Consider the following 23,278-nt stretch of genomic DNA (forward strand, 5'->3'; position numbering starts at 1 on the left):
TAAATTATATTTTCACTTACAAGCATTGTTAATTGATTCTTGATCTGGCTTAAATACGACTTTTTCAGCAAGCCCTAATTAGTAGGAGAATCATAGTTTTGCCAAAATTTCTTTCCACTCAGAGAGTGAGAGGGGTTGCCACTCTATCTGCATATTAAAACAATCACTAGCTGCGGTGACTAAATCTGCAATAATCTTTTCCACACTCAGACTTTGAGGCAGTTGTAAAGTCGTAAAAGATTCTGCACCAAATACTTGAGCAAACAGTTCAGCATCGGGTTGCAAACGGATGGAACCATGTTGCAAAATTGCCCCACTACGTCGCAGTTGAGCGCTACCAATGAGTTTGGCCCCATCTGGCAAAACTAAATCTGCACTGGTTGCTGTACCAAAACAGTTAGGGTTGTGGATGTAACCTCGCCCTTCTGTACCATAATGTAATTCTACGCCGAGCGATCGCCATCCTTGAATCAAAAACTCACAAATTTTTTCGTACACCTGGAGGCGACTACCCGTAATTCCAGATGTAACTACGGCGTAAGTTAAATCACCTTGGTGTAATACGGCCCGTCCACCAGTAGGGCGTTGCACTAAATCTAATTTCTGCCCTTTCCAAGTCAAATTTTGCCAATATTCAGGGTATTGACGTTGATGATAGCCAAGAGAAATGGCAGATGGCGACCAGGTATAAAAGCGCAGAGTTGACGGATGCTTTCCAGACTGGTGCTGTTCTAGTAACCAGTTGTCAATGGCCATCTGCACATTGCCAGCCGCCTCTAGCAAAGGAATTAGTCGCCACACCTGCTTGCTATACATCTAATGCAGTATAAGCCCAATCCAAAATCTAAAATTCCTTAAGTTGCACCAAATTCAGTTTGTAAGGCTTCATCGTTGTTATCAGCGATGGTTGCCACAATGGTAATCAGCCGAGACACTTCGCCGGGAGATAACTCTGCTAAGGTGCGTGTTGAGATCACAACCACTCTATTTTCTATAATACCAAAACGCGCTTCAAAAGTGCTTGAGCAGTTCAACTCCAAGAGATAACGCAGCAATCTGGGTTCATCTTTAGCAGGTAAATTTAGCACCGCAGACCAAACGGTTATGGTGTCTTCATCGGTTGTACCGTTGAGTTGGACATATACTTGCACACTTCCATACTTAAACTTCCAGAGATAGCCACCCTCTGGAGTATGGCTAACCATCGCACTATCATCTTGTTCCAAAGAGTCGATGACATTTTCAATTACCTCCAGATGGTTAATGCCTGTTGTCTCGGCGATTAGCTCATTAATGGATTCGTCACTAGTTACGGTTTCTTGGTAGCTTGCCATACAGATTCTTTTCTCAATATACTCGCTGTTTCATCTACACATACTTTATAACTTGTGAAGGCGGTTAGTTTTAGCTTCCTTTTGGCTGTATTTTCCAAATGCCCGAAGTATGGGGCTGCGATCGCAAAATTGGGATTAAAATGGGTGCTAGTTGAAACGTAGCGTTGAATATAGCAAGAATTTTTTCACCTTGGAACTGGTACTTGATTAATTACCGACGCAATTACCGCATCCATTTGTAAACCATCCAGCATTGCTTCTGGTTTCAAAATGAGGCGATGACGCAGCAGTGGCGATGCAATTGCTTTTACATCATCTGGCGTGACAAAATCTCTCCCAGCTAACCACGCTAATGCTTGAGATGTCTGCAACCAAGCACCGGCGGCGCGAGGCGATGCACCCAAAGTTAAATCGGGATATTGACGCGATATTCTCACCAAGGCTAACAAATAATCAACGATCGCTTCTGATACTTTAACTTCTTTGACTGCTTGTCGTGCTTGTAAAATGTCGGCTACTGTTGCGATTGGTTTCAAACGGCTAATATCCAAACGCCGTGCTGAAAACCCAGCTTGACGATTCAGTAACATTTGCTTTTCCGCAGCTTGATCGGGGTAATCTACAACTAGCTTAAATAAAAATCTGTCTAACTGCGCTTCTGGTAAGGGATAAGTCCCCTCAAATTCCAATGGGTTTTGGGTTGCAATGACCCAAAATAAATCTGGTAAGGGCAAACTTTCACCATCCAATGTTACTTGCATCTCTTCCATCGCTTCCAGCAACGCCGCTTGTGTCTTGGGAGGAGTCCGGTTGATTTCATCTGCTAGCAAGACTTCGGTAAATATTGGCCCTTTTTTCAAAGTGAAATTGCGGCTATTCAAGTCAAAAATATTCGTCCCAGTAATGTCTGAAGGTAAGACATCTGGTGTTAGTTGAATTCTGCGAAAATCCCCTTGAATTAACTGTGCTAATACTTTTACTAACAGAGTTTTACCAGTTCCTGGGACTCCTTCTAAAATTACGTGCCCACCCGCTAGTAGTGCTACTAAAAGTTGTTGTATTAAGCTCGATTGTCCAACAACTACTTGATTAAGACCTTGACCAAGACGAATTAAGATAGGATGAGTTTCGCTCATTTTTTTTGCTTATAAATAATTTACTCAGAAGTACTCAGGCACAGAAATATTATGCACAGTTTCAAAAAACTAATTACGAATTACGAGTTACGAATTTCTCTAATGCTTCGCCATTTGCCCAACCAGCTTAACAGTTCTCGTTCACTGATGGGTTGTTTGTGAGATTGTAGCTTTAAAACTGCATCTAGTTCTGCCGCACTTGTGCCTGTTTTTTCTTTCCAGAAATTGATTAAGGCTTGGCGTTCTAAAAGTACTTGTCCTAATCCCAAGGCTTTTTGTAGTTGGAGTTGTTCTTGTTTACCCACCATCTCTACAACAAAATCATTGGTATCAGCTTTCTGCAAGACTCCCGCTAAAGCTTGAATGTATGCTTCGCTATTATCTGTAACTGGTGTATCTAAAGCCAGTGGCTTCCCAAAGCGGCGATTCTGGGCCCAAGTTAGCACTAATAGCAGAATACCTACCTGCACTAATATTGGAAATAAAGGAGTTTTAGCAAAAAAGCTAGATAAATTACCTTCGCTTTCTTTCTCCCTGACATCAGCATCTTTATAGCCGTGGATGTATTCATCAACAATCACTGTGTTACTTTTTTCAGTTACTAAACTAGCTAGATACTTGAAATTACTTAAATAATCTTGGTAAGCGTTGGCGGCCAAATAAGAAGTGGTAGAAAAAATTACCTTTCCCTGGTTGTAATTTTTTTCCCAGACAACAGCACCAAAGCGATCGCCTAAATCAACTTGCTTGGAGTTGGCTTTCTGATATCGTCTACGTGTATCAATTTTGATATCACCTTGAGGAGATTTTTGCATAGTGCTAAACTCCGCTTCTGTAACCCGCGCCCCCGCACCCAAAATTACCAAAGTATTCCCTTTTTCTACCCATTCCCGCTCTTGACTATCCAATGCTGTCTCCCGTGGATAGGCGTTTATCTGTAGAAAGGTAACTGGGCTATTTTCTGGCTGAATATCACTAAAAGGTTTTTGCCAACGCTTGATAGAAATTCCTTTCTCTTGCATAAAAGCATACCAAGCACCATACCCATCAGAGGCGCGGTTATAAGTAGAGCCAGTGCTAATTTTTGTATTATTAGGAGCCACTAACAAAGTAAGCAAAACGATCGCAGCTAGTGCGATCGCTCCTATCCAAGCAAGGCGATTTGAACGTTTCATCTTCGACTTTCACAATAATCACTTTGTTTCTGTATCACAAGTGTTAATACTTACTTATTTTTCCGGGAAAGTCAAAAATATCATTACTTTTCTTAAACCGGCATTAAAGACTTGTAGTAATAAAAAATACAAACTTTTTAAACAAAAATACTCTTATTTGGAAGTCGTAAAAAACCCCACCTCTTTTACGGGGTGGGGTTAGTATACTGACTAAGGCTATTTAACCTCACATAATATCATTCAAATTGCACAAGCGATCGCCCCGATATAACAATAAAACCGACAGAATCCAGCCTAATCTGGGGTTGGCGAATTCCTTGGAGAATGGCTGCATTTAAATCAGTTTCTATCTTCAATTCTTCTGCGAGGGCATTATCCCAGTTTTGTTGGTTCAAACGCAGGCGTAATTGTTCTACTCTATTGGCTAATTTCTTTTCAGCGACTTTAGCACAACTTTGGCATAAGTCAATAAAATCGGGACGATTTGAAAGTAATTCCGCAGAAGTGTTACGTACTTGATAGCAGAAATTTTGCCATTTACTAGGGTCAACAAAATCGTCAAGAATTCCTAAGCGCTCTTTTGCCAGATTGTAATCTCGTCCTTGATTATTGTTTTTATCTTTATATGGACGTTGCAGGATACTTAAGAGAGCTTTATCTTCAACAACGCGGATTGGCTCATTGCGACCATCAACATAGATAGTTTCTATAATTGGTGGAAATAGAGCATCAATACGTCGTTGCAAGTTTTTGAATTGAGAACTATCGAGTTTGTTATCTAGTAAAACTTGTTTGGCAATTCTTAAATTTGCCTCAACTACATAATTGCATTGGAAACCAAACCACTCTTTCCCTTCTTTCGCATCCCAAGATGAATCAGTGCGCCACATTGCAAAGGCTTCACCTCGGTCATCCCAGTTTATATAGTTCCAGAGTGCTTCGACAAATCCTTCCCCAACTCGAAAGAGTTTAATACCAGGATTCTGGTTTGCCACCCTGCGATTATAAGTACCAAATTGGTCTAGGTAACTATCAGCAAAACGGTTTTTTAATTCATTTATGGGAACCAATGTCCGCGTTGAGGGTTGATAACGTCGCATCTCTGATGAGTCGGGATTGTTGAGTCCTCTAAATCCCAACGCCTCACAAATCCAGCCTTCAATTGCTCGTTTCATTTCTAGATGACAAGCATCGTAATTATCGAGGTCTTGAAAATACTCGGTGGCAATTTCATCGTTAGCGTCAATTTCATCTAGAGCATTTTGTTCGCTAATTTTTGCGATTTCGGCTTCAATTTGCTCTTGAATTGGTAAAATCATCTCTAACAATCCAGCTGCACTTGATTGAAACAAAGCTGTTTCTAATTCTGCAAGTTTATCATCCACATAAAACTGTAAACTCGCAATTGATTGCTGGAAAATACCAAATCCATCTTTTAATACTTGATACCAAGCATTGTGAGGGCTATCTTCCAAATAGGGGCCAATCAAGACACAAGATTGAACTCCAATTTTGCTGCCAATGCGGTCAAGTCTGCCAAGTCTTTGCTCTAATTGATTAGGCGACCAAGGAAGGTCAAAATGAATTAACCAATCGGCAAATTGGAGGTTAAGCCCTTCTTCTCCTGAGCGATCGCATACTAGAATAAAGCAGTTTGGGTTATTCCTAAACTTATTTAAGCCTTCCTCAACTTTGTCTGGTGATTCTCCAAATTGATGTTTGACGATTGTCTCTGCACCAAAGGTATCAGACAAATACCGGACTATTTCGCCACAACTTTGCACAAAACTGGTGAATACAATAAATTTAGGCAGAATATCGCCAGTAATTGGCCTCTTGATTCTTTGCTGTATTCTCGTGATGAATTCCTTTTGATTCTTCCGAACGTTTGCGGGAATTTTGAAGTATGTACCTAGCTGATTCAGCAGTACAGTTTTCAAATTTTCCGTCCGTCCTCCATCCTCTTGGGGTTGACGAATAATTTTAAGGAAGGATTGCAGAATCTCTTCTTCCCCTGAGAATTTTGGGGTTGTAGTTAATAGGCGAATATCATCTTCTTTAAACTCCTGGATGAGTTTAGCATGAGGCTTACCAGTTAAGCGGGCGGTAATTACCTGCTCTAAAATGCCTAACCAAGTACCAGCCGCTAGAAATAACAGCAGAAAAATTCGCTGATATGGGTTTTCAGCAGGAGCAACACTCCGCCATTGATTCAGCAGTTCGTGGATATCAGGCGATCGCTCGTCTAAATCGTACTCTTCTTTGGGTGTAAAATTGCGGTCAAATATCACATCTTCCACCGCCGCGCGACGGTTGCGAAGCATTCGGCGGTGTAGTCGATAGATATCGCTGACGTGAGTACGAATCCCTTGGACGATTTGGTCTTGTTCTGGAGAATTTGTTTGTAAACAATTTTCTAAATCATCCGCCAGCTTCAAGAAATACTCATCCTCAGCTAAGAGGTTTCGTAGTTGCTGCAAGTTACTTTTGAGAACAACGGGTTCAGCATCTTCTTTGAAAGAAAGCAGAAGTCTACCAATTTCCTGACGGCTTTCAACTTTGGCACGAAAACCTGCTAAATCACCAATTTTATAGGTTGCTGGGTCGAGCAAGTGCAACATTGCCAAGAAATCCTGCTCATGATTGAGAACAGGAGTGGCGGATAATAAAAGTAAGCGATCGCTTTTATGAGCCAGTTCTTTACAAGTCTGAAAACGCTGGCGCACCGTTGCATCCTTGGAAGTCGCCATTGCTGCGATATGATGAGCTTCATCTAAAATTAAGCAGCCTATCCTCGCTTTCAGGTTGATTTTATGGATATCTTCAACCGCCAGCACCGCTACCCGTTTGCCAAAATGGGAAATGTAAAACTTGTTTTCTAACTCAGTCCGCCATTGTTTGAGCAAGTATTGCGGAACTAATACCACCGCACCCTTTTTCGGCTCATCTAAGAGGAATTGACGCAGAATCGCACCCGCTTCGATGGTTTTTCCGAGTCCCACCTCGTCTGCTAGCAAGTAGCGTTGAATTGGGTCTTCCAGTACCCGCCGCACTACTTCAACTTGGTGAGGATAAAGATTAATATTTGCCGAAATCAGTCCTGTCATCCCGCGACTGACAGCGCGTTGCTTAATCAAGGATTTGACGAAAGCCAATCTTTTGTCGTGGAAGTAGGGTGTTTCGTGACCCTTCATCGCTAGAGTTTCGATGGGGTCTGTGTTTGGGAGATTACAACGAACGTAAATGTCTTCTTCAGTAGCGATCGCAGTTTTCTTATCTGGTAAATCAATTTGATACATTTCTGTATCTTCATCCCAAATGAAAACTCTCCCAACTATCCATTTATCCTGAGTTTGGTACTTAATATAGCATCGAGCCTGTGGTTCAAGTCTGACCTCAGAGAGCGAGCTTAAAGGTAAAGTTTTTTGAAGACGCTGCCCTATAGAGCAAAAATACTCAACGTTTGCATTGGTATCAGATATTTCCGTAACTTTGCCGATACCCAAAGAGTTATTCTGGGACTGTACCAATAAACCGAGCTTAATCATAGATCCAGTCCCCTGAACACACTAAAAGAACCTTCCAGACTAGTTTTTTCACCTATATCTGGTAGTTTTGTCGATCAACATTATAGATAATAAATCGGCATTACTGTTTTTCGTTTTAGCGATGTCTACGACGGGCTACGCCTACGCTCCACCACACCTAACTAGTAAAATCAGTCTAAAGGTTGATTTGCGTTTTAAATGCATCAGGACGCATTAGCATTGTCAGCCGACGCATTGGCATTGTCAGCCGACGTATTAGCATTGTCAGCCAACGTATTGGCATTGTCAGACGACGCATTGGTATTGTAAGCCGACGCATTGGCATTGCATTGCAGGGTATTAAGTATCTAGGCATAAATAAATTTAAAGTTTGTAGTAAGGACTTTAGTCCTGATAATCCTTGCTCTGAGCGATAAATCGCTCACTACAAACTAAGAGTTTATTTTATATTTAATTATGTCTACCTACTTACCAAATTAATTCGCTACGAATTCAATGAAATACTGCACTTAGGTGATTATGTGGCGCAATAGATTCACGCTTTACCGCGATCGCGCCACGATACAATTAAGATGATGTAGTTTTATTTAGTATGAAGAAAATCAGAGACAACACAATTAAGTTAAATCAATATTTAAAGTTGATGGGTATCGTGCCAAGTGGAGGACAAGCCAAGCTAATGATTCAAGGTGGCGATGTCCAAGTAAACGGTATGCTGGAAACCCGACGAGGGCGGCGACTAGTACCGGGTGATAAAATAACTATAGAAGGAAAGACTTTAGAGGTGAATTTGGATAACAATAAAGACCAAGACGTAATAATAGATTCTCCCGAACAAACCGAGTAAAAATTTTTACTCTAAATTGAAAAGTTCCTCTTTTGCCTTGTGAGCGATGCTGCAAATTTCCAACAAAGTTATAATCCCCCAGAGTGATATTGAAATTAGTGCGATTCGTTCGCAAGGAGCAGGAGGCCAGAATGTAAATAAGGTTTCTACAGCGATTCACTTGCGCTTCGATATTGTCGCTTCATCATTACCAGATTATTATAAAGAACAGCTTTTAAAGCTGAACGATCGCCGCATCACCCAGGAAGGAGTTGTTGTTATTAAAGCGCAGGAACACCGAAGCCAAGAAAACAATCGGGAATCAGCTTTGAAACGACTTCAAGAACTCATTCAAAGTGCAGTTGTCGTGACGATAAAACGCAAACCCACGAAACCAACTCGCAGTTCTCAAAGAAAGCGCCTTGACTACAAAACTAAGCGCGGACAGGTTAAGTCTAACAGAGGGCAGGTGACAGAATTTTAGATTTTAGCTAGCTTTAAAAATCTGTTCAGCAGTTAAATTTAACTCTGGGAAAGTAGGCGAGACGATGGGATCGCTACCTCTGAATTGAGTAGCTTGGTACTCACCATCGATTAATTGATAAATGGATATAGTAGGCAGTTTAGGATTGCCAATAAACTTTCTAGCGCCTATAGCCGCGTAATCTATAATCCAATATTCAGGAATACCTATAGCTTCATAATCAGCTAATTTTTTGTAGTAATCATCCCGCCAATTACTACTAACAACTTCAATAACTAATGGAATAGATGCCGCTTGAGATACAGTCGATTCCTTTTTCCATAAAGGCTCATTTACTAAATTTGGCCGATTGATTATTAATATGTCTGGTGAATAAGCTGATTCACCTTCAAGTGGTTTTACTAATACAGTTTTTGGAATGTAATAAGGTAAATTTAGACGCTTAATATCAGCAGATATTTCTAGTGCCAAAAAACCGACAACATCTTCATGGTCGCCCGTTGGTTGTGCCATTTCAACAATCACACCATCATGTAATTCGTATCTTCTGCCCTCGGGCCGCCATGCTGCAAAATCTTCAAAAGTTACTAGTTTACGTAAAGCTTGAATCATAATTTATTGTCCCCCTAAGTAAGTTGCTAGAAATAAACAAAATTATGTTATGAGGCTTAAAGTCCTTACCAATGACAAAGCAGAGTCCTTGCCAGTTAGCTTGAGGTATCAATCAGTATTGGCAAAACCAAAAGCAAGGATATCTGGGAGCTATTAGAGATTTGGCTAGTTTGGCTAAAGAACCTGTGGTAATTACCTCAGATGAAACTGACCTTAGAGATTACGAACTATCTTAAACCGTTCTTGCGCCGCCTGAAACGCTTCTTGCATTACTAACTGAATTCTTTGGGGATCGGGTTTCTTACCTCCCATTAAATCACCAAAATAAACGCAGGCTGCTTCCCCTAGTGCCCAGGTGTAGGCGGCTGCCCAAGATGCTGCGATCGCACTCCCAAAGCCTGGTATAAATTTAATTAATTCCCGTGCAATTGCCTGTGCTAAGAAACCACCTGCGATCGCACTGACAACACCCCCCGCCTGTGATGGTGTAATTGTCTGTCCATATAATTTACCCAACAGCCCCACCATTGATACTTGCAAGGCAGTTAGTACAGGCATTGTGGCAAAGGGCAAAGGTACAGCCGCAAGAGTTGCAGACATAATCGCAAATGGCAAAATATAACGGCGTGCGGCATCTCGGTAAAGGTTGCCAAGTTGCTTTCCGGCTTCTTCTCGATCTAATAGCTGATAAATCGCCTGCGCTTCTGCTTGTGGGAGTAGTTCTGCTAAAGAATCTCGCAGTGCTTCTAAGCCATAAAATACGGGATCGTAGCCATCTTCTTCTAGGGTAAAGTCAATCAACACAGAGCGGTCAGTTATGCCGGCGAAGGCTTGCTGCATTGCCACAAATGCGCGGTTGACTTCTTGATAATCTGGCGGATAGACAGGATGATCGACAATATCAACAGGATAAACCTCATGCAAGCAAGTAACTACTAGCAGACAGGGAATATTTGGATATTGCTGGCGTAACTTTTGAGCAATTTGTCGGAGTGTATCAGTTGCAAAATCATTGATTTTGACCGTCAACAGGAGGATTCTGGCGGAAGCAGTTTCCTTTTGTAAATCGCCAACTAACTCCTGAATGATTGTTTGGGTATCTTGGTTGACATCACCTAATCCGACCGTATCAGTAAAAACTAATAGCGGCAGGTCATTGGAAGGATAGGCATAGCGCTGCGTGTGTTGCGTGTGAGGGCGAAAACCCTGACCAATAATCTCAGCCGAAACCCCTGTCAATCCCCGCACAATTGAACTTTTCCCAGCTTGGGGTTTACCAATTAGCAGTGCTTCTGTGGTTGGCAGTTCGGCTCGAATTTTCTCTAAAATCTCTGCAACCTGAGTTTCACTGACGCTAAACCATCCAACAACCGTTTGTGACAGTTGTTCTACGGGTAGGAGTTTGGTTAAACGTGTTGTTGCTGTGTTCCAGACACCACCAATGCGGTTTGTCCAAGAATTATCCACCGACTTGGTAGTTGTTCCATCGGTCGGTTCACTCAATTGCTGAGAATCATCTTGCTCAGTCATTCCCATGAAAACGGTAGATAGAATTCAAACTACATCTTGTCTATATTTATCGTACTGTTAAACTTGGCTCAGTTTAGGTTAATTTACTCATCAAGTGTACCACTTCGGACTTCATCTCTACGCTTCTTAGCTTCATCTATCCAAAGCATTTGAAGTGTTTCATCTACATCAAATTCAAGACTTTCAACCAGTTTTTCTGCCAACAATGCTCTTGATGCACTGGGCAAAGCTAAGGCTTCTTTCATGATCTGCTCAACAGATGACATAATTCCTGAAAGCATAGGACTATCCAGAGTCTAGCAGGAAAGTAGTAGACGTGGTAGCTTATGGAAAGCCCCTCAGACCCTTACCTGTATCAGCTTGGCTCAATCAAATCAACGATCGCTTTCACCAATACATCTGGATCTACTGGTTTAGAAATGTGCATTTGAAATCCGGCTGCTAGTGCTTGCTGCTGATTCATTTCGCCTGCATAAGCTGTCAGAGCGATCGCTGGTACGCTTCCTCCTTCTTGCGGCGATCGCGATCGCACTTCTCGCATCAGCATATAACCGTCTGTCTTTGGCATTCCAATATCACTAATTAAAACATCTGGTATCGACTCAGACAGCGCTTGTAATGCCTCCTGCGCTGAGGATACAGAGGTTACTTGTATACCGTAGTCTTGCAAAATGAAGCTCACTAAGTCGCGGATATCTGGTTCATCGTCCACCACTAAAACTTGAGTGTCCGAAAGGAGTGAGGATTCAGGCTCACAATTTAAAGACTTATTCTCCTCATGTCTAACCTGTTCACTTCTCACCAAAAGCGGTAGTTCAACAGTGAAGGTTGCACCCGATCCTTCTCCAGGACTTTCGGCTTGAACTTTTCCCCCGTGCATTTCTACAACCTTACGCACGATCGCTAATCCTAAACCTAGTCCGCCAAATGTACGTGTAGTTGTGCCATCAGCTTGGCGAAAGTAATCAAACACGAATGGTAAAAAGTCTCGGTTAATGCCCTTACCTGTATCGCTGACTTGAATTTGAATCTGATTACTAGCTTCCATGAGTCGAATTCCTACTCGTCCTCCGGTTGGTGTAAATTTTACCGCATTAGAAAGTAGATTCCACACAACTTGCTGGAGCCGATTTGGATCGCCCATAACTTGTCCTAAACTGGTATCAAATATGGTCTGAATTTGAATTGACTTAGCTTGTGCTGCTAATCGTACCGTTTCTAGTGCTGCTTCAACTACGATTACCAAGTTCACTGGACAGATATTTAAGTTTAATTTTCCTTGGAGAATGCGAGACACATCCAACAAATCTTCAATTAACTGGGTTTGTAACTTGGCGTTGCGTTCAATGGTTTCTAAGGCGCGGTTAGTGGTTTGTTCATCAAACTTGCGACTCCGTAACATTTTCGACCATCCCAGGATAGGGTTGAGTGGGGTTCGCAGTTCATGAGAGAGAACCGCCAGAAACTCATCTTTAATTTTGTTGGCGATCTCTGCTTGTTGGCGTGCTGTTCTTTCACATTGAAGGAGGCGATCGCATTCGTTTTCGGCCAATTTGCGATCGGTAATATCTAGTACAAAAGCAACACCATGTTCTTGGGAGTCATTCAGCAAGGCTATCCCCAAAACAATTGGTACTCGCTTTCCGTTGCGGTGGATGTACTCTTTCTCGTAAATTTTGGAAACTCCAGTGGTTTGCACCTCTAAAATGGCGCGATCGTCTAAATACTTGTATTCAATAGGAGTGAGTTCTCGCCAATTAACTTTACCTAAAAGAGTAAACTCCTCATGAGTGTAGCCAGCTAGTTGAAGAAAGGCATCATTGGCATCAATAACGAAGCCATTCACATTCCAAAAAGCAACCCCGATTAGGTTAGACTCAAACAAACGCCGAAATCGAGCTTCACTTTCGCGTAATGATTTTTCTGCCCGTTTGTGTTCGGTAATATCACGAGAAACAGTAATTACGCCTTCAATACTTTGGTTTAAATTTCGTAATGGTGTCAAAATGTATTCATAATAATGTACCCCATCAGCAGTTACATATTTACACTCATCCTTAATTGGCTGCCCAGTTTTGATCACAGCTTTTAGTTGATTATCTATCTGTTCTACAAGGTCTGTGGGTAAATCCAGTTCTTGTAAAGTTTTTCCGACAAGATCCTGGGGTTTAAAACCTAATATAGTAGCTGCATCACGACTAACATACTGATAGCAACCTCTGCGATTAAAGATATAAATGTGATCCACTGAGGCGGTGAGGATGGCATTTAAAATATTTGCCTGTTCTTGGACTTGTGTGGTTAGTTCACGAGTACTTTCTTCAGCCTGTTTGCACACGGTCGTTTCCATACAAACGCCGATCATTCGTACCGCTTTTCCCTGCTCGTCATAGATAAATTTTCCCTTGGCAGAAATCCAATGTACACTTTGGTCTGAGCGAATTATCCGAAATTCATCGTTGTAGTCAGTTTTTTGCGCCAAAGCGTAGCCGATCCGTTGCATTACAGATTGCTTATCTTCGGGATAAACGCACTTCTTAAACGTTTCATAAGGGCCATCAAAACTACTTGGAAGTAGACCAAAAAGCAGTTCATAATTTTCAGACCAGATGACTTGATTGGTTAAAATATTCCAATCCCACAAGCCCATCTGAGAAACATCTAGAGCTAGCCTCAGCCGTTCTTCACTATCTTTCAGAATTACTTCTAACTGCTGTCGTTGTGCAATTTCTTGTTGGAATTGCTGTAAAGTCACTGCCACATCTGTTGTCACATTAAAGCCTGTAGATTTCTCCTGTTTCAGATGACATTCAACGTCATAATCTAAAACTGAAATATGCGAACTTTGTGCCGATGTTGCCAGCTTTCTTAATTCCTCTTCTAGTGCTACTTGCCTTTGCTGATAAAATATTTCTGCTTGCTCTAACTCAGCTACACGTTGCCGTAAAACTGCTAATTCATCAGTAAGTTTAGAATTAATTTTATCAACATTTGGCATTTTAATAAACCGCTAACAACTAAAAATAACACCGACTTGAAGAGTAGGCATACCCTAGTTTTAGCAGTATGAATTTTTAAGCTAAAAAATGCAATCCATCAAAAGGCACATAAGAGTTTTAGCCAAAAGATATCCTCTGGTATTTAAGAGCCATGTCTAAAGATTAAGACAAATAAATTATCTCTTCAATCGCATGAAAGCTGCACCAATGAATAATCCCACAACCTGCCCCCAGAAGACAACACCCGATTGATTTACGCCAATGGGGGGAACATTTAAACTGCCAACACCATAGAATAACTGTTGCACAAACCACCAAAATATATAGACAAAAGCGGGAAGTTCGATAGGAATATACACAATAATTAACGGTAAAATGGTATCGATTTTGGCTTTAGGAAACTTAATAATGTATGCCCCTAAAATAGCTGCGATCGCGCCATTGCCCCCAATTAATGGTACTGTCAAACTCGGTTCAATCAGAATTTGTACGACCCCTGTTAAGATGCCAGCTGCCAGATAAAAGCCCAGATAGCGTCTGTGTCCCAAGATATTTTCTACAGTTTTACCAAAAACCCACAGAAATAGTAGATTTCCCAATATTTGGCTAAAACTACCGTGCAGAACTATTCCAAAAAGTAATGAAAATAACCGCCAAATTACAATTATCCAAGCAGCAGAGTTGTTGTTAAAGAATACATTTGTAATTGCCCCACTAATCTGGGCTGGAATCACACCCCAACTATTGACAAAATAGCCCAATTTATCACTAAGTTCTAGTTGGATTTCCCATAAAAATACGGCAATATTAATGCCAATTAGCCAATAATTAATAATCGGCTTATTCCAACAACGAATATTATCACTAATAGGAATCATATAAATTTGTCATTGGTCATTGGTCATTGGTCACTTGTACTGAGCGTAGTCGTAAAGCCTGCGGCATAGCTACGCTTAGGGTGCAGCCTCTAATAGAGAAGTATTGGTCATTAGTTATCATTTATTCTGCCTCTGACTACCCTATTACTCCTATCCTCCTTAACGTGTGGCAAGATTGAAATCAGATCGCATCGCACTTAAGTAGGCAAACGAGATGCTAGGAAACACACTTGTTGGAAGATACCAAATTATTAGTAACTTGGGAGGAGGGGGTTTTGGTGAAACCTTTGTTGCTTATGATACTCAATTACCCGGTTCACCTCAATGTGTGGTCAAGAAACTCAAACCCCAAGCAAATGATCCGGTAACTTTAGAGACGGCTAGGCGTTTATTTGATACAGAAGCACAAGTTCTGTATAAATTAGGAACTCACGATCGCATTCCCCAACTTTTAGCTTATTTTGAGGAAAATGCCGAATTTTATCTCGTACAGGAATTGATCGAAGGTCATGACCTGAGTCAAGAATTAATACCAGGTAAAACCCTTAGTCAAGAGCAAGTAATTTCGCTTTTACAAGAGCTTTTGACAATTCTAGAATTTGTCCATCAACAGAATGTAATTCACCGTGATGTCAATCCCCGAAATATCCTCAGACGACACCCGGATGGCAAATTAATCTTAATTGATTTTGGTGCGGTTAAACAAATTACTACCCAAATAATTACTCCCGAAGGCTCAACTAAAGGTACTGTTGCCATAGGTACGCCTGGATATATTCCTGGAGAACAAGCTCATGGTACGCCAAAATTAAGCAGTGATATTTATGCTACGGGAATCATTGCTATTCAAGCTCTCACTGGATTATTACCAGAGGAAATAGTAAAAGATGCTGAGACTAATGAAATTATCTGGCGCGATAAAGCCACAGTCACGCCAGAATTTGCTCAATTCTTAGATAAAATGGTGTGCTACGATTTTCGACAGCGCTATCCTTCGGCTACAGTAGCATTAAAAGCGCTGAAAGAGTTAACACTACCGCCGGCCGAAACAATAGCGTTAACTCCTATTTCTCTACCCAAAAATATAACCAAACCACAACCGAAAAAATGGATTTTAGGTAAAGTTTTACTAACAATATTTTTAGTAGGGATCAGTGGAGTAGCATCAATATTTATTTTTAATTACATTAATTCAAATAACGCTATCGAATTATCCAAGCAAGGAAATACACTTTTTGATTTGCAACGCTATCAAGATGCATTAGAAGTATATGAAAAAGCCGTTAATATCAGACCAGATTATGCTCAAGGATGGAATGGCCAAGGCAAAACGCTGTATAAATTAAAAAAATCTAAAGAAGCATTAGCTGCCTATGATAGAGCAATCCAAATTAAGCCAGATTATTTTGAAGCTTGGAGTGGACGCGGTTTTGTCTTGGCAAGTTTACAGCGATATCAAGAAGCGATCGCATCTTTTGATAAAGCCTTACAATTAAATAATGAAAGCTCAGAAGTCTGGAATGCTAAGGGTGAAGCTTTTAGTAGCTTAAACCAATATGACCAAGCAATAAAAGCTTATGAAAAAGCGATTGATTTAAAATCAGATAATTATGAAGCTTGGTACAAAAAAGGATTAGCTTTACAGAATTCTAACCGATATGAAGAAGCGATCGCAGCATACCAAAAAGTCGTTGATTTAAAACCAGACTATGAGCAAGCTTGGTATAATTTGGGTAATGCACTAGTTAATTTGCAACGCTACCAAGATGCATTCAATGCTTATGATAAAGCTGTACAATACAAGCCAAGCTATTATCAAGCCTGGTTTTCAAGAGGTAATACCCTACTCAACTTACGACGTTATCCAGAAGCGATTGAATCTTTTAATCAAGTAATTAAATACAACCCTAGTAGCTATCAAGCATGGTATAACTTGGGCTGGTCGCTGCATCAAAACCAACGCTATGAAGAAGCAATAAAATCTTATAATAAAGCCGCAACACTTAAGTCAAAAGACTATCAACTCTGGTATAATCTGGGAAATTCTCAATACATTTTGCAAAAATACGAAGATGCGATCGCATCTTATAGTAAGGCCGTTCGTTATAAACCAGACCATTCTGAAAGCTGGTATAGCAGAGGCAACGCTCTACTAAATTTGAACAGGTTTCAAGATGCGATCGCGTCTTACGATCGAGCAATAAAATACAAGCCTAATTACCAACAAGCTATAGACGGCCGCAATCAAGCCCAGATTCAACTGCAATCCGAGAAACCTAAGCCTATAATTGTGCCAGTTATTCCAGTTCCTAATCCTACAAATCCACCGCAGACGACACCCTAGCACCGCAAGACAGAATTAAAAATTAAAAATGAATACAGCGTAAGCGTTTCGTTGATTTGGAATGGGTGGTTTATTTATACGGTGATGTACTCGTATATTAACAATTCTTAATTACGAATTACGAATTGTTAATAACACTTTTTATAGCCAATAATTGGAATTTTAGTTGATTTTAAAGAATATTTTGAGATCGCAACTTATAATTCATGACATTACTATAAATTTATTGTTTATTTTACCAAAAGCTGTGAGCATCGGTAACTTCTTGGGCAATCTAAAGATAACCTAGAATTTTTTCTTACCGAACTATGCGATTAAGGAGCTAACCCTTGATACAAGCAAACTCCAGCCTATCAGCAACTAATAAAGAAAATCATCTTTCACGAAATTTACTAATTCGATTTATTATTGGCGGTACTACCCTTATAGTCAGTATTTCTGCCTATTTCAGCTATCAAGCCACTAGAAATTTGATGCTCAAAGATTTGAGACATAGCGCTTTTTTAGAGGTACAGAGAGGGGATAGTGAAATTGAAGAGTGGTTGCATGTTCGCCAAGTGGAGGTACAAACCCTGGCGAATACTTCAGCTGTACGCTCCTTAAACTGGTCTGTGGCAGAACCCTATTTAAAGGCAGAAGTCAAGCGGATAAATGAATTTTTCTTGTTCCAAATAGCTACCCCAGATGGTTCATATTCCAATACAAAAGTTGGCCGCTCAAATAAAAATATTCAGGATCGAGATTACTTTCAAAAAGCAATTGTGGGAAAGAGCAATATTTCCGATCCCTTCATTAGCCGTTCCACAGGAATTCCTTTAATTGCGATTTCCACCCCGATTTGGTCAAATTCTGCTAGCAGTAGTTCACCGATAGGGACTTTCCACGGCAATGTGAGAGTCGATCGCATTGCAAAGGTTGTTAACTCCTTACACTACGGCACGAACAGCTATGCTTTTGCTCTCAATTCCCAAGGACAAGCGATCGTGCATCTTAACTCGGCGTTAATGTCAACCGTAGAAAAACCTGCACCCAGCTTGCTGAAAATTGGCGATCGCAATTTAAATGCGATCGCTCAGAGGATGGTAAACAAACAACAGGGAATTGAGTTAATGGAAATTGACGGCACTAAACAGTATGTAGCTTATCTGCCGTTGCAAGCTGCTAATTGGTCTGTAGCTTTGGTGATTCCCCGCCAAAATATCGAATCTCGATTGCAATTCCTCGATTTGATTGCCTTAATTGTTGGTGGACTGACACTGACCATGATTACTGTCTTATGGCAAGTGCAAGCATTTGAACAACGTGAACTGAAAAAATCTAAAGCTGCGGCTGATACAGCCAACCATGCTAAAAGTGAATTTTTAGCTAACATGAGTCATGAACTGCGAACGCCCTTGAATGGCATTCTCGGTTGTGCCCAAATTTTGCTGCGTTCCTCAGCTTTACCTAAACAAGAGCAATATCACGTCAATATTATTGAACAATGTGGCTCTCATCTGCTGACTTTAATTAATGACATTTTGGATCTCTCCAAAATTGAAGCGAAAAAGTTAGAACTGCATCCTTATGATGTGCATTTCCCCTCTTTTCTTCAAGGAATTGTCGAAATATGCCAGATTCGGGCAAAACAAAAGGGCATTTTGTTTGTCTATAAACCCGCGATCAACTTGCCTACAGGGATTCATGTCGATGTCAAAAGATTACGTCAGGTACTATTGAATCTGCTGGGAAATGCCATCAAATTTACAGATGAAGGTCAGGTTACTTTCAATATTGGAGTCATCGATCAAGCTGCTAATGATGTGCAGATAATAAAACATCACCTTCGCTTTACTGTAGAAGACACAGGAATTGGTATAACTCCCGCAGAATTGAGCCAGATTTTCTTACCATTTGAACAAGTAGGTGAGAAAAAGCGCCAAGCTGAAGGTACAGGGCTGGGTTTAGCTATTACTCGGCAGTTAGTACAGATGATGGGTAGTGATATCCATGTTCAGAGTCAGATTGGTAAGGGAAGTAGCTTTTCGTTTGAGTTAGAGATACCCGAAGCGACTGACTGGGTAAAATCTGCGATGACTGCCTCAGAGAAACAAATCATTGGCTTTGAGGGTAGCCCCTACACCATCCTGATGGTTGACGATCGCTGGGAGAATCGCACAGTGATTACAAACTTACTGCAACCACTGGGTTTTAATGTGATTGAAGCCAGCAACGGTAAAGAAGGTTTAGCAAAAGCGATCGCCCTCAAGCCAAACTTAATCATCACAGATTTGCTGATGCCAGAAATGGATGGGTTTGAATTAATTAAACACCTGCGTCACACTCCAGAAATTCAGGATGTATCAATTATCGTTTCTTCAGCTAGTGTCTTTGAAGCTGACCAAAATCGCAGTCTGCAAGCTGGAGGTAATGCTTTCTTGAGCAAACCCATACAAGTAGATGAATTATTGCATCAACTAGAACAATACTTAAATTTGGTATGGATTTACAAGCAATCTCAGCCTGATGGAGAAAAAGCCAAAGAAGCAAACACAGCAACTACTCAATTAATCCCTCCTTCCCCCCAAGTGTTGCAAGAAATAACCACCTTAGCCAGTAAAGGTAACTTCAATGCCATTCTCAAGTGGGCCGATCAACTAGAAGAAACAGATACAAATTTTGCACCATTTGCTAATGAACTACGGCAGTTAGCAAGGCAATTTGATGAAGATTTAATTATAAATTTTTTAACTAAATATGCGGTGGAAACGGTATGAAAACTCTTATTGAAAACCAAAATAATTCTATCAATTATGCTCCTTCTAGGGGAATTGTTTTAGTCGTTGACGATAACCCTGCCAATTTACAAGTTTTATCCAGCTTTCTGGATCAGTCTAGCTTCGAAGTTTGGGCAGCCCGCAGTGGAGAAAAAGCCCTTCAGCGATTAGAAAATGGTGATTTACCTGATTTAATCTTGCTGGATGTAATGATGCCGGGTATAGATGGTTTTGAAACCTGTAAACAGCTAAAAAGCAATCCTCGTGTCCAAGATATTCCAGTCATTTTTATGACAGCCCTTTCAGAAACTGCTGATAAAGTCAAAGGTTTGCAATTAGGAGCCGTAGACTACATTACAAAACCTTTCCAGCATGAAGAAGTATTAGTGCGGATTGAAAATCATCTCAAACTGAGAAATTTGACAAAGACCTTGATTGCTAAAAACACCGAATTACAACAGACTCAAACTCAACTGATTCAAGCAGAAAAAGTAGCAGCTTTAGGTCAACTAACAGCAGGAATTGCTCATGAAGTTAATAATCCTATCAATTTTATATCTGGCAACCTCAATTTTGTTGAGAAGTATATACAAGAAGTAGTTAGTTTATTACATCTCTACCAAAAATATCTGCCCGATCCACCAGATGAGCTTCAAATCGCAATTGAAAAAAGCGATCTTGAATTTTTGTTAGATGACTTATCTAAAATTATTAAATCCATGCAAGTTGGTACAGATCGCGTTACAGAAATTGTGTCATATTTGAACAACTTCTCGCGTCACAGAGAAGCTGGAAAAAAACTAGCTAACTTGCATGAAGGGTTAGAAAGTACATTACTAATTCTCGGACACAGGTTTAAGCGTAATGCTCATTACCCAGCCATAAAGTTAGTTAAAGAATATGGAGACTTGCCACTTGTTGAGTGTTTTCCTAGCGAGATTAATCAGGTCTTTATGAATTTAATTTGTAATGCAATCGATGCAATTGAAGAAACAAATAAAAATAAAGATATTGATACAATCTCTAGAAATCCTGGGGTGATTAAAATTAAAACTGAGGCAGTTGGAGAGCAAGTTATTTTAAGAGTTACTGACAATGGCTCAGGTATAAAAAATGCAGATAAAACAAAAATATTCGATGCCTTTTACACAACAAAACCTGTCGGTAAAGGAACAGGGCTTGGTCTATCTATTGCTTACCAAATTGTGGTTAATAACCATCATGGCAAGCTCACATACGATTCCAAGCTAGGTGAGGGTATAGAGTTTATTATTGAACTACCTATTCGATAAATGAAAATCGTGAACTAATTGAAAGAGGCAGGAGGCAGGAGGAAAATTGCCCTCTGCCTCCTGCCTTTCTTGATAAAAGCAATCATCGCTTCTTTGTGTACAAATAGGTTTAGTTAAAGATTTTTGTTAATGATTTTAGCGAAGAAATTGTAGGTTGGGTGGAGGCTTTGCGTAACCCAACATCTTGATATATGTTGGGTTGCGCTCCGCTCCACCCAACCTACGTCTAAATAAAAGCAATCATCGCTTCTTTGTGTACAAATAGGTTTAGTTAAAGGATTTTTGTTAATGATTTTAGACCTGTAGAGACGCGTTAGCCTGGCGGGGCGTTTGAAGCCAGCCCAGTACATTTTCGCATCTCTACTTAAAATTGATTTATGTAACAAGTACATTTGCTGTAACTATCGAATATTCACTTCTTGCAAATAATTTACTTGCTGAAGATATTCAATCTTAGTGTCTGAATTTTTAGAGATAAATGAATTTGTTCTTTTTGCAGAAGCTATCTTTTGATTGCCAGCCTGCACGCGTTGCTTTTGAGTATACTCATTTAATTTAACTTGAGCTTGAGCATAAACTAGAGCATCTTGGGGAATATTTTGGAGAAATTTCACAGCCCGATCAAAATCACCTACAGATGCTTTTTTGTAAGCGTTTTGTAAAAAATAAGCTGCTCTAATTTGGCGCTTTCGATTGTACTCAGCCAGCTTTTCTTGAACTAAAGCCCCCGCACGACTTTCTTTAGGAATTTCCCGCAGATATTGTAATGCAGTAGAAAAATCTCTAATCTCGGCACTTTCGTAAGCTTTTGCTAATAAATCTTGTGTCTGCGCTTCAATGTTAATGTATGCTTGCTGAACTAGTTTATCTGTTTTAGATTGCCAATATGAAATATTTGGAATCTGAGAAACAGCATCAAGAACATCTGACCATCGGCTCTCATGAAAAGCTATTTGAGCTATTTGGTATTGTTGTGCAGCAACTTGCCATTGGTCTTGCCATTCTTCAATTGTGGCTTGTGCTTCTGGATAAACATTGCTGTGGGAGGGAATTGATTTAGCAAGTGCGATCGCTTCTTGCAAATCTCCAGCTTGATATTCTTTTTTTGCTTGATATAAAGTATCTGTTTCTGAGTATGCTGGTGCAGTATTAACTAAAGAATATACACCAAATCCCATCAATAAAGAATTAGCTGCTAGTCCGACTTTCATTCCTGTCAATAACGGGGATGATGTGCCAGATGTAGGATTTTGAAAATCATTATCCTCAATTGCAGCAGCTTCTAGAAAAAATTCAGAATCTTCCTCTAATATTTGTGCTGGCTGATCCCATGTTATTTGTTTGAGTACCCGCAGTACCTCAGCCGCAGACTGGAAGCGATTTTGGGAATCGTAACGGATCATTTGGCTGAGAACAGCAGCTAGATAATCGTTAACTGGTGTGTTTTGAGAACGCCAAAAAATTTCATTAGTATGAGGATCAACTTTTAATTGTAGTGGTTCTAACCCAGTTAAAGCCTGGATAGCAATCATCCCCAAAGCATAAATATCGCTGTTGGGCTGTGTTTGACCAATAAATTGCTCTGGCGGTATGTATCCCAATGAAGTGACGGGAATCCTATAAATCGGCAATTCCGCACCTATGCCAAAATCGATAGACTGGATTGAGCCAAAGTCAATCAAAACTAACTTGCCATCGCTATTACGTCTAATCAAGTTTTCTGGTTTGATGTCACAATGGATCACGCCTTGAGAGTGAACAAATTCTAGAATACTTAAGACATCTATCAAGAATTGTACAACTTCCCTTTCATTCCACAGACACCCCCACTGTTGAGCAATGGGCAATTCCGCAGTCAGCGCATGTCCTTCAATTAGCTCTTGTACTAAATAAAACTGGCTGTTTTCTTCAAAGCAGGCGATAAATTCAGGAATTTGTTGATGGCTTCCCAGAAGCTTGAGGGTTTCAGTTTCAGTTAGAAACATTAACCTCAGCATCTCCAAGTAGCCAGGTTCGGAACTGCTAACTTTTATCTGCTTAATAACACACTTAGGATTCTGTGGAAAATCTACGTCTACAGCTATATATGTTTGTCCAAATACCCCTGCACCCAGGCTTTGGACAATTTGGTAACGCTCTTGTAATAATTTACCGATTATGTAGTTGCTCATGACCTGGTTACTCAGTAAGTCCTTATTATTTACTTTTTCTGACATTCCCTCCTATTTCCGGAATGGTTTAGAAATAAATAACCAGAGTTTTTATACCTTGAATGCAAGTTTAATTTGTTAAGTATTTTTGCGTAAAAACATATAATTTTTTATTAAAATTTGTATTTTTAGTCGATAATCAACATATATACAC

General features: G+C 40.2%; 17 protein-coding genes. 6 read left to right on the forward strand and 11 right to left on the reverse strand.

The annotated features are described in order from the left end of the window. Window positions 1–90: 90 nt before the first annotated feature. The 5 genes from GNF10_RS23165 to dpdE all read right to left on the reverse strand — a co-directional run bounded on the left by GNF10_RS23165 (window position 91) and on the right by dpdE (window position 7,193). Complete coding sequence (locus tag GNF10_RS23165) at window positions 91–816, reverse strand: biotin/lipoate A/B protein ligase family protein (protein WP_185585308.1); 726 nt, start codon at window positions 814–816, stop codon at window positions 91–93. 38 nt (window positions 817–854) lie between these two features. Next, window positions 855–1,334 (reverse strand): YbjN domain-containing protein, encoded by a 480-nt coding sequence (locus GNF10_RS23170; protein WP_114082430.1) that lies wholly within the window; start codon window positions 1,332–1,334, stop codon window positions 855–857. A 185-nt stretch (window positions 1,335–1,519) separates the two neighbouring features. Further along, window positions 1,520–2,470, reverse strand: a complete 951-nt coding sequence (locus tag GNF10_RS23175) for a MoxR family ATPase (RefSeq protein ID WP_185585307.1) — start codon at window positions 2,468–2,470, stop codon at window positions 1,520–1,522. 80 nt (window positions 2,471–2,550) lie between these two features. Next, window positions 2,551–3,645 (reverse strand): DUF4350 domain-containing protein, encoded by a 1,095-nt coding sequence (locus GNF10_RS23180; RefSeq protein ID WP_185585306.1) that lies wholly within the window; start codon window positions 3,643–3,645, stop codon window positions 2,551–2,553. Window positions 3,646–3,881: 236 nt separating this feature from the next. Then, a complete protein-coding gene (dpdE, locus tag GNF10_RS23185) occupies window positions 3,882–7,193 on the reverse strand; it encodes a protein DpdE (RefSeq protein WP_185585305.1) in 3,312 nt (1,103 codons plus the stop codon). Between the two features lie 182 nt (window positions 7,194–7,375). Here dpdE and GNF10_RS23190 point away from each other — a divergent pair, with 182 nt between their 5' ends. The 3 genes from GNF10_RS23190 to arfB all read left to right on the forward strand — a co-directional run bounded on the left by GNF10_RS23190 (window position 7,376) and on the right by arfB (window position 8,503). Further along, the gene (locus tag GNF10_RS23190; protein ID WP_185585304.1) at window positions 7,376–7,609 is read left to right on the forward strand and encodes a hypothetical protein; all 234 of its coding nucleotides are present in this window, start codon (window positions 7,376–7,378) and stop codon (window positions 7,607–7,609) included. Between the two features lie 176 nt (window positions 7,610–7,785). Further along, window positions 7,786–8,040: an RNA-binding S4 domain-containing protein gene (locus GNF10_RS23195; RefSeq protein ID WP_185585428.1), complete on the forward strand. Its 255-nt coding sequence runs from the start codon at window positions 7,786–7,788 to the stop codon at window positions 8,038–8,040. 46 nt (window positions 8,041–8,086) lie between these two features. Further along, the gene (gene arfB, locus GNF10_RS23200; protein WP_114082400.1) at window positions 8,087–8,503 is read left to right on the forward strand and encodes an alternative ribosome rescue aminoacyl-tRNA hydrolase ArfB; all 417 of its coding nucleotides are present in this window, start codon (window positions 8,087–8,089) and stop codon (window positions 8,501–8,503) included. Window positions 8,504–8,506: 3 nt separating this feature from the next. On the opposite strand, the gene GNF10_RS23205 is transcribed toward arfB, so the two are convergent. The 5 genes from GNF10_RS23205 to GNF10_RS23225 form a co-directional block, all read right to left on the reverse strand. Then, window positions 8,507–9,115 (reverse strand): Uma2 family endonuclease, encoded by a 609-nt coding sequence (locus tag GNF10_RS23205; protein ID WP_185585429.1) that lies wholly within the window; start codon window positions 9,113–9,115, stop codon window positions 8,507–8,509. A gap of 213 nt (window positions 9,116–9,328) precedes the next feature. After that, window positions 9,329–10,645, reverse strand: a complete 1,317-nt coding sequence (locus GNF10_RS23210) for a GTPase family protein (protein ID WP_185585430.1) — start codon at window positions 10,643–10,645, stop codon at window positions 9,329–9,331. Window positions 10,646–10,728: 83 nt separating this feature from the next. After that, window positions 10,729–10,911, reverse strand: a complete 183-nt coding sequence (locus GNF10_RS23215) for an addiction module protein (protein WP_185585431.1) — start codon at window positions 10,909–10,911, stop codon at window positions 10,729–10,731. A gap of 89 nt (window positions 10,912–11,000) precedes the next feature. Beyond that, window positions 11,001–13,643 (reverse strand): PAS domain S-box protein, encoded by a 2,643-nt coding sequence (locus tag GNF10_RS23220; RefSeq protein ID WP_185585432.1) that lies wholly within the window; start codon window positions 13,641–13,643, stop codon window positions 11,001–11,003. Window positions 13,644–13,820: 177 nt separating this feature from the next. After that, window positions 13,821–14,522 carry a rhomboid family intramembrane serine protease gene (locus GNF10_RS23225; protein WP_185585433.1) on the reverse strand — a complete coding sequence of 234 codons (702 nt, stop codon included), beginning with the start codon at window positions 14,520–14,522 and terminating at the stop codon, window positions 13,821–13,823. Window positions 14,523–14,736: 214 nt separating this feature from the next. Here GNF10_RS23225 and GNF10_RS23230 point away from each other — a divergent pair, with 214 nt between their 5' ends. The 3 genes from GNF10_RS23230 (at window position 14,737) to GNF10_RS23240 (ending at window position 20,914) form a co-directional block, all read left to right on the forward strand. Continuing rightward, the gene (locus tag GNF10_RS23230) at window positions 14,737–16,866 is read left to right on the forward strand and encodes a tetratricopeptide repeat protein (RefSeq protein ID WP_185585434.1); all 2,130 of its coding nucleotides are present in this window, start codon (window positions 14,737–14,739) and stop codon (window positions 16,864–16,866) included. A 329-nt stretch (window positions 16,867–17,195) separates the two neighbouring features. Further along, window positions 17,196–19,622, forward strand: coding sequence for a hybrid sensor histidine kinase/response regulator (locus GNF10_RS23235; RefSeq protein ID WP_185585435.1), 2,427 nt, complete (start codon window positions 17,196–17,198; stop codon window positions 19,620–19,622). After that, window positions 19,619–20,914 carry a response regulator gene (locus GNF10_RS23240; protein WP_185585436.1) on the forward strand — a complete coding sequence of 432 codons (1,296 nt, stop codon included), beginning with the start codon at window positions 19,619–19,621 and terminating at the stop codon, window positions 20,912–20,914. The genes GNF10_RS23235 and GNF10_RS23240 overlap by 4 nt, the downstream gene beginning before the upstream one ends. Window positions 20,915–21,315: 401 nt before the next feature. Here GNF10_RS23240 and GNF10_RS23245 read toward each other — a convergent pair whose 3' ends face one another. Then, the gene (locus GNF10_RS23245; RefSeq protein WP_260445923.1) at window positions 21,316–23,085 is read right to left on the reverse strand and encodes a serine/threonine-protein kinase; all 1,770 of its coding nucleotides are present in this window, start codon (window positions 23,083–23,085) and stop codon (window positions 21,316–21,318) included. Window positions 23,086–23,278: the final 193 nt, after the last annotated feature.

It is taken from the genome of Nostoc sp. UCD121, assembly GCF_014222285.1.
GTDB lineage: Bacteria > Cyanobacteriota > Cyanobacteriia > Cyanobacteriales > Nostocaceae > Nostoc.

Bases quoted from the DNA above. Each gene is read 5' to 3' on its own strand.
- GNF10_RS23205 (WP_185585429.1), bottom strand. From the start codon at position 9,115: ATGATTCAAGCTTTACGTAAACTAGTAACTTTTGAAGATTTTGCAGCA.
- GNF10_RS23195 (WP_185585428.1), top strand. From the start codon at position 7,786: ATGAAGAAAATCAGAGACAACACAATTAAGTTAAATCAATATTTAAAG.
- GNF10_RS23245 (WP_260445923.1), bottom strand. From the start codon at position 23,085: ATGAGCAACTACATAATCGGTAAATTATTACAAGAGCGTTACCAAATT.
- GNF10_RS23215 (WP_185585431.1), bottom strand. From the start codon at position 10,911: ATGTCATCTGTTGAGCAGATCATGAAAGAAGCCTTAGCTTTGCCCAGT.
- GNF10_RS23240 (WP_185585436.1), top strand. From the start codon at position 19,619: ATGAAAACTCTTATTGAAAACCAAAATAATTCTATCAATTATGCTCCT.
- GNF10_RS23180 (WP_185585306.1), bottom strand. From the start codon at position 3,645: ATGAAACGTTCAAATCGCCTTGCTTGGATAGGAGCGATCGCACTAGCT.
- GNF10_RS23210 (WP_185585430.1), bottom strand. From the start codon at position 10,645: ATGACTGAGCAAGATGATTCTCAGCAATTGAGTGAACCGACCGATGGA.
- GNF10_RS23225 (WP_185585433.1), bottom strand. From the start codon at position 14,522: ATGATTCCTATTAGTGATAATATTCGTTGTTGGAATAAGCCGATTATT.
- dpdE (WP_185585305.1), bottom strand. From the start codon at position 7,193: ATGATTAAGCTCGGTTTATTGGTACAGTCCCAGAATAACTCTTTGGGT.
- GNF10_RS23170 (WP_114082430.1), bottom strand. From the start codon at position 1,334: ATGGCAAGCTACCAAGAAACCGTAACTAGTGACGAATCCATTAATGAG.
- arfB (WP_114082400.1), top strand. From the start codon at position 8,087: ATGCTGCAAATTTCCAACAAAGTTATAATCCCCCAGAGTGATATTGAA.
- GNF10_RS23230 (WP_185585434.1), top strand. From the start codon at position 14,737: ATGCTAGGAAACACACTTGTTGGAAGATACCAAATTATTAGTAACTTG.
- GNF10_RS23175 (WP_185585307.1), bottom strand. From the start codon at position 2,470: ATGAGCGAAACTCATCCTATCTTAATTCGTCTTGGTCAAGGTCTTAAT.
- GNF10_RS23220 (WP_185585432.1), bottom strand. From the start codon at position 13,643: ATGCCAAATGTTGATAAAATTAATTCTAAACTTACTGATGAATTAGCA.
- GNF10_RS23165 (WP_185585308.1), bottom strand. From the start codon at position 816: ATGTATAGCAAGCAGGTGTGGCGACTAATTCCTTTGCTAGAGGCGGCT.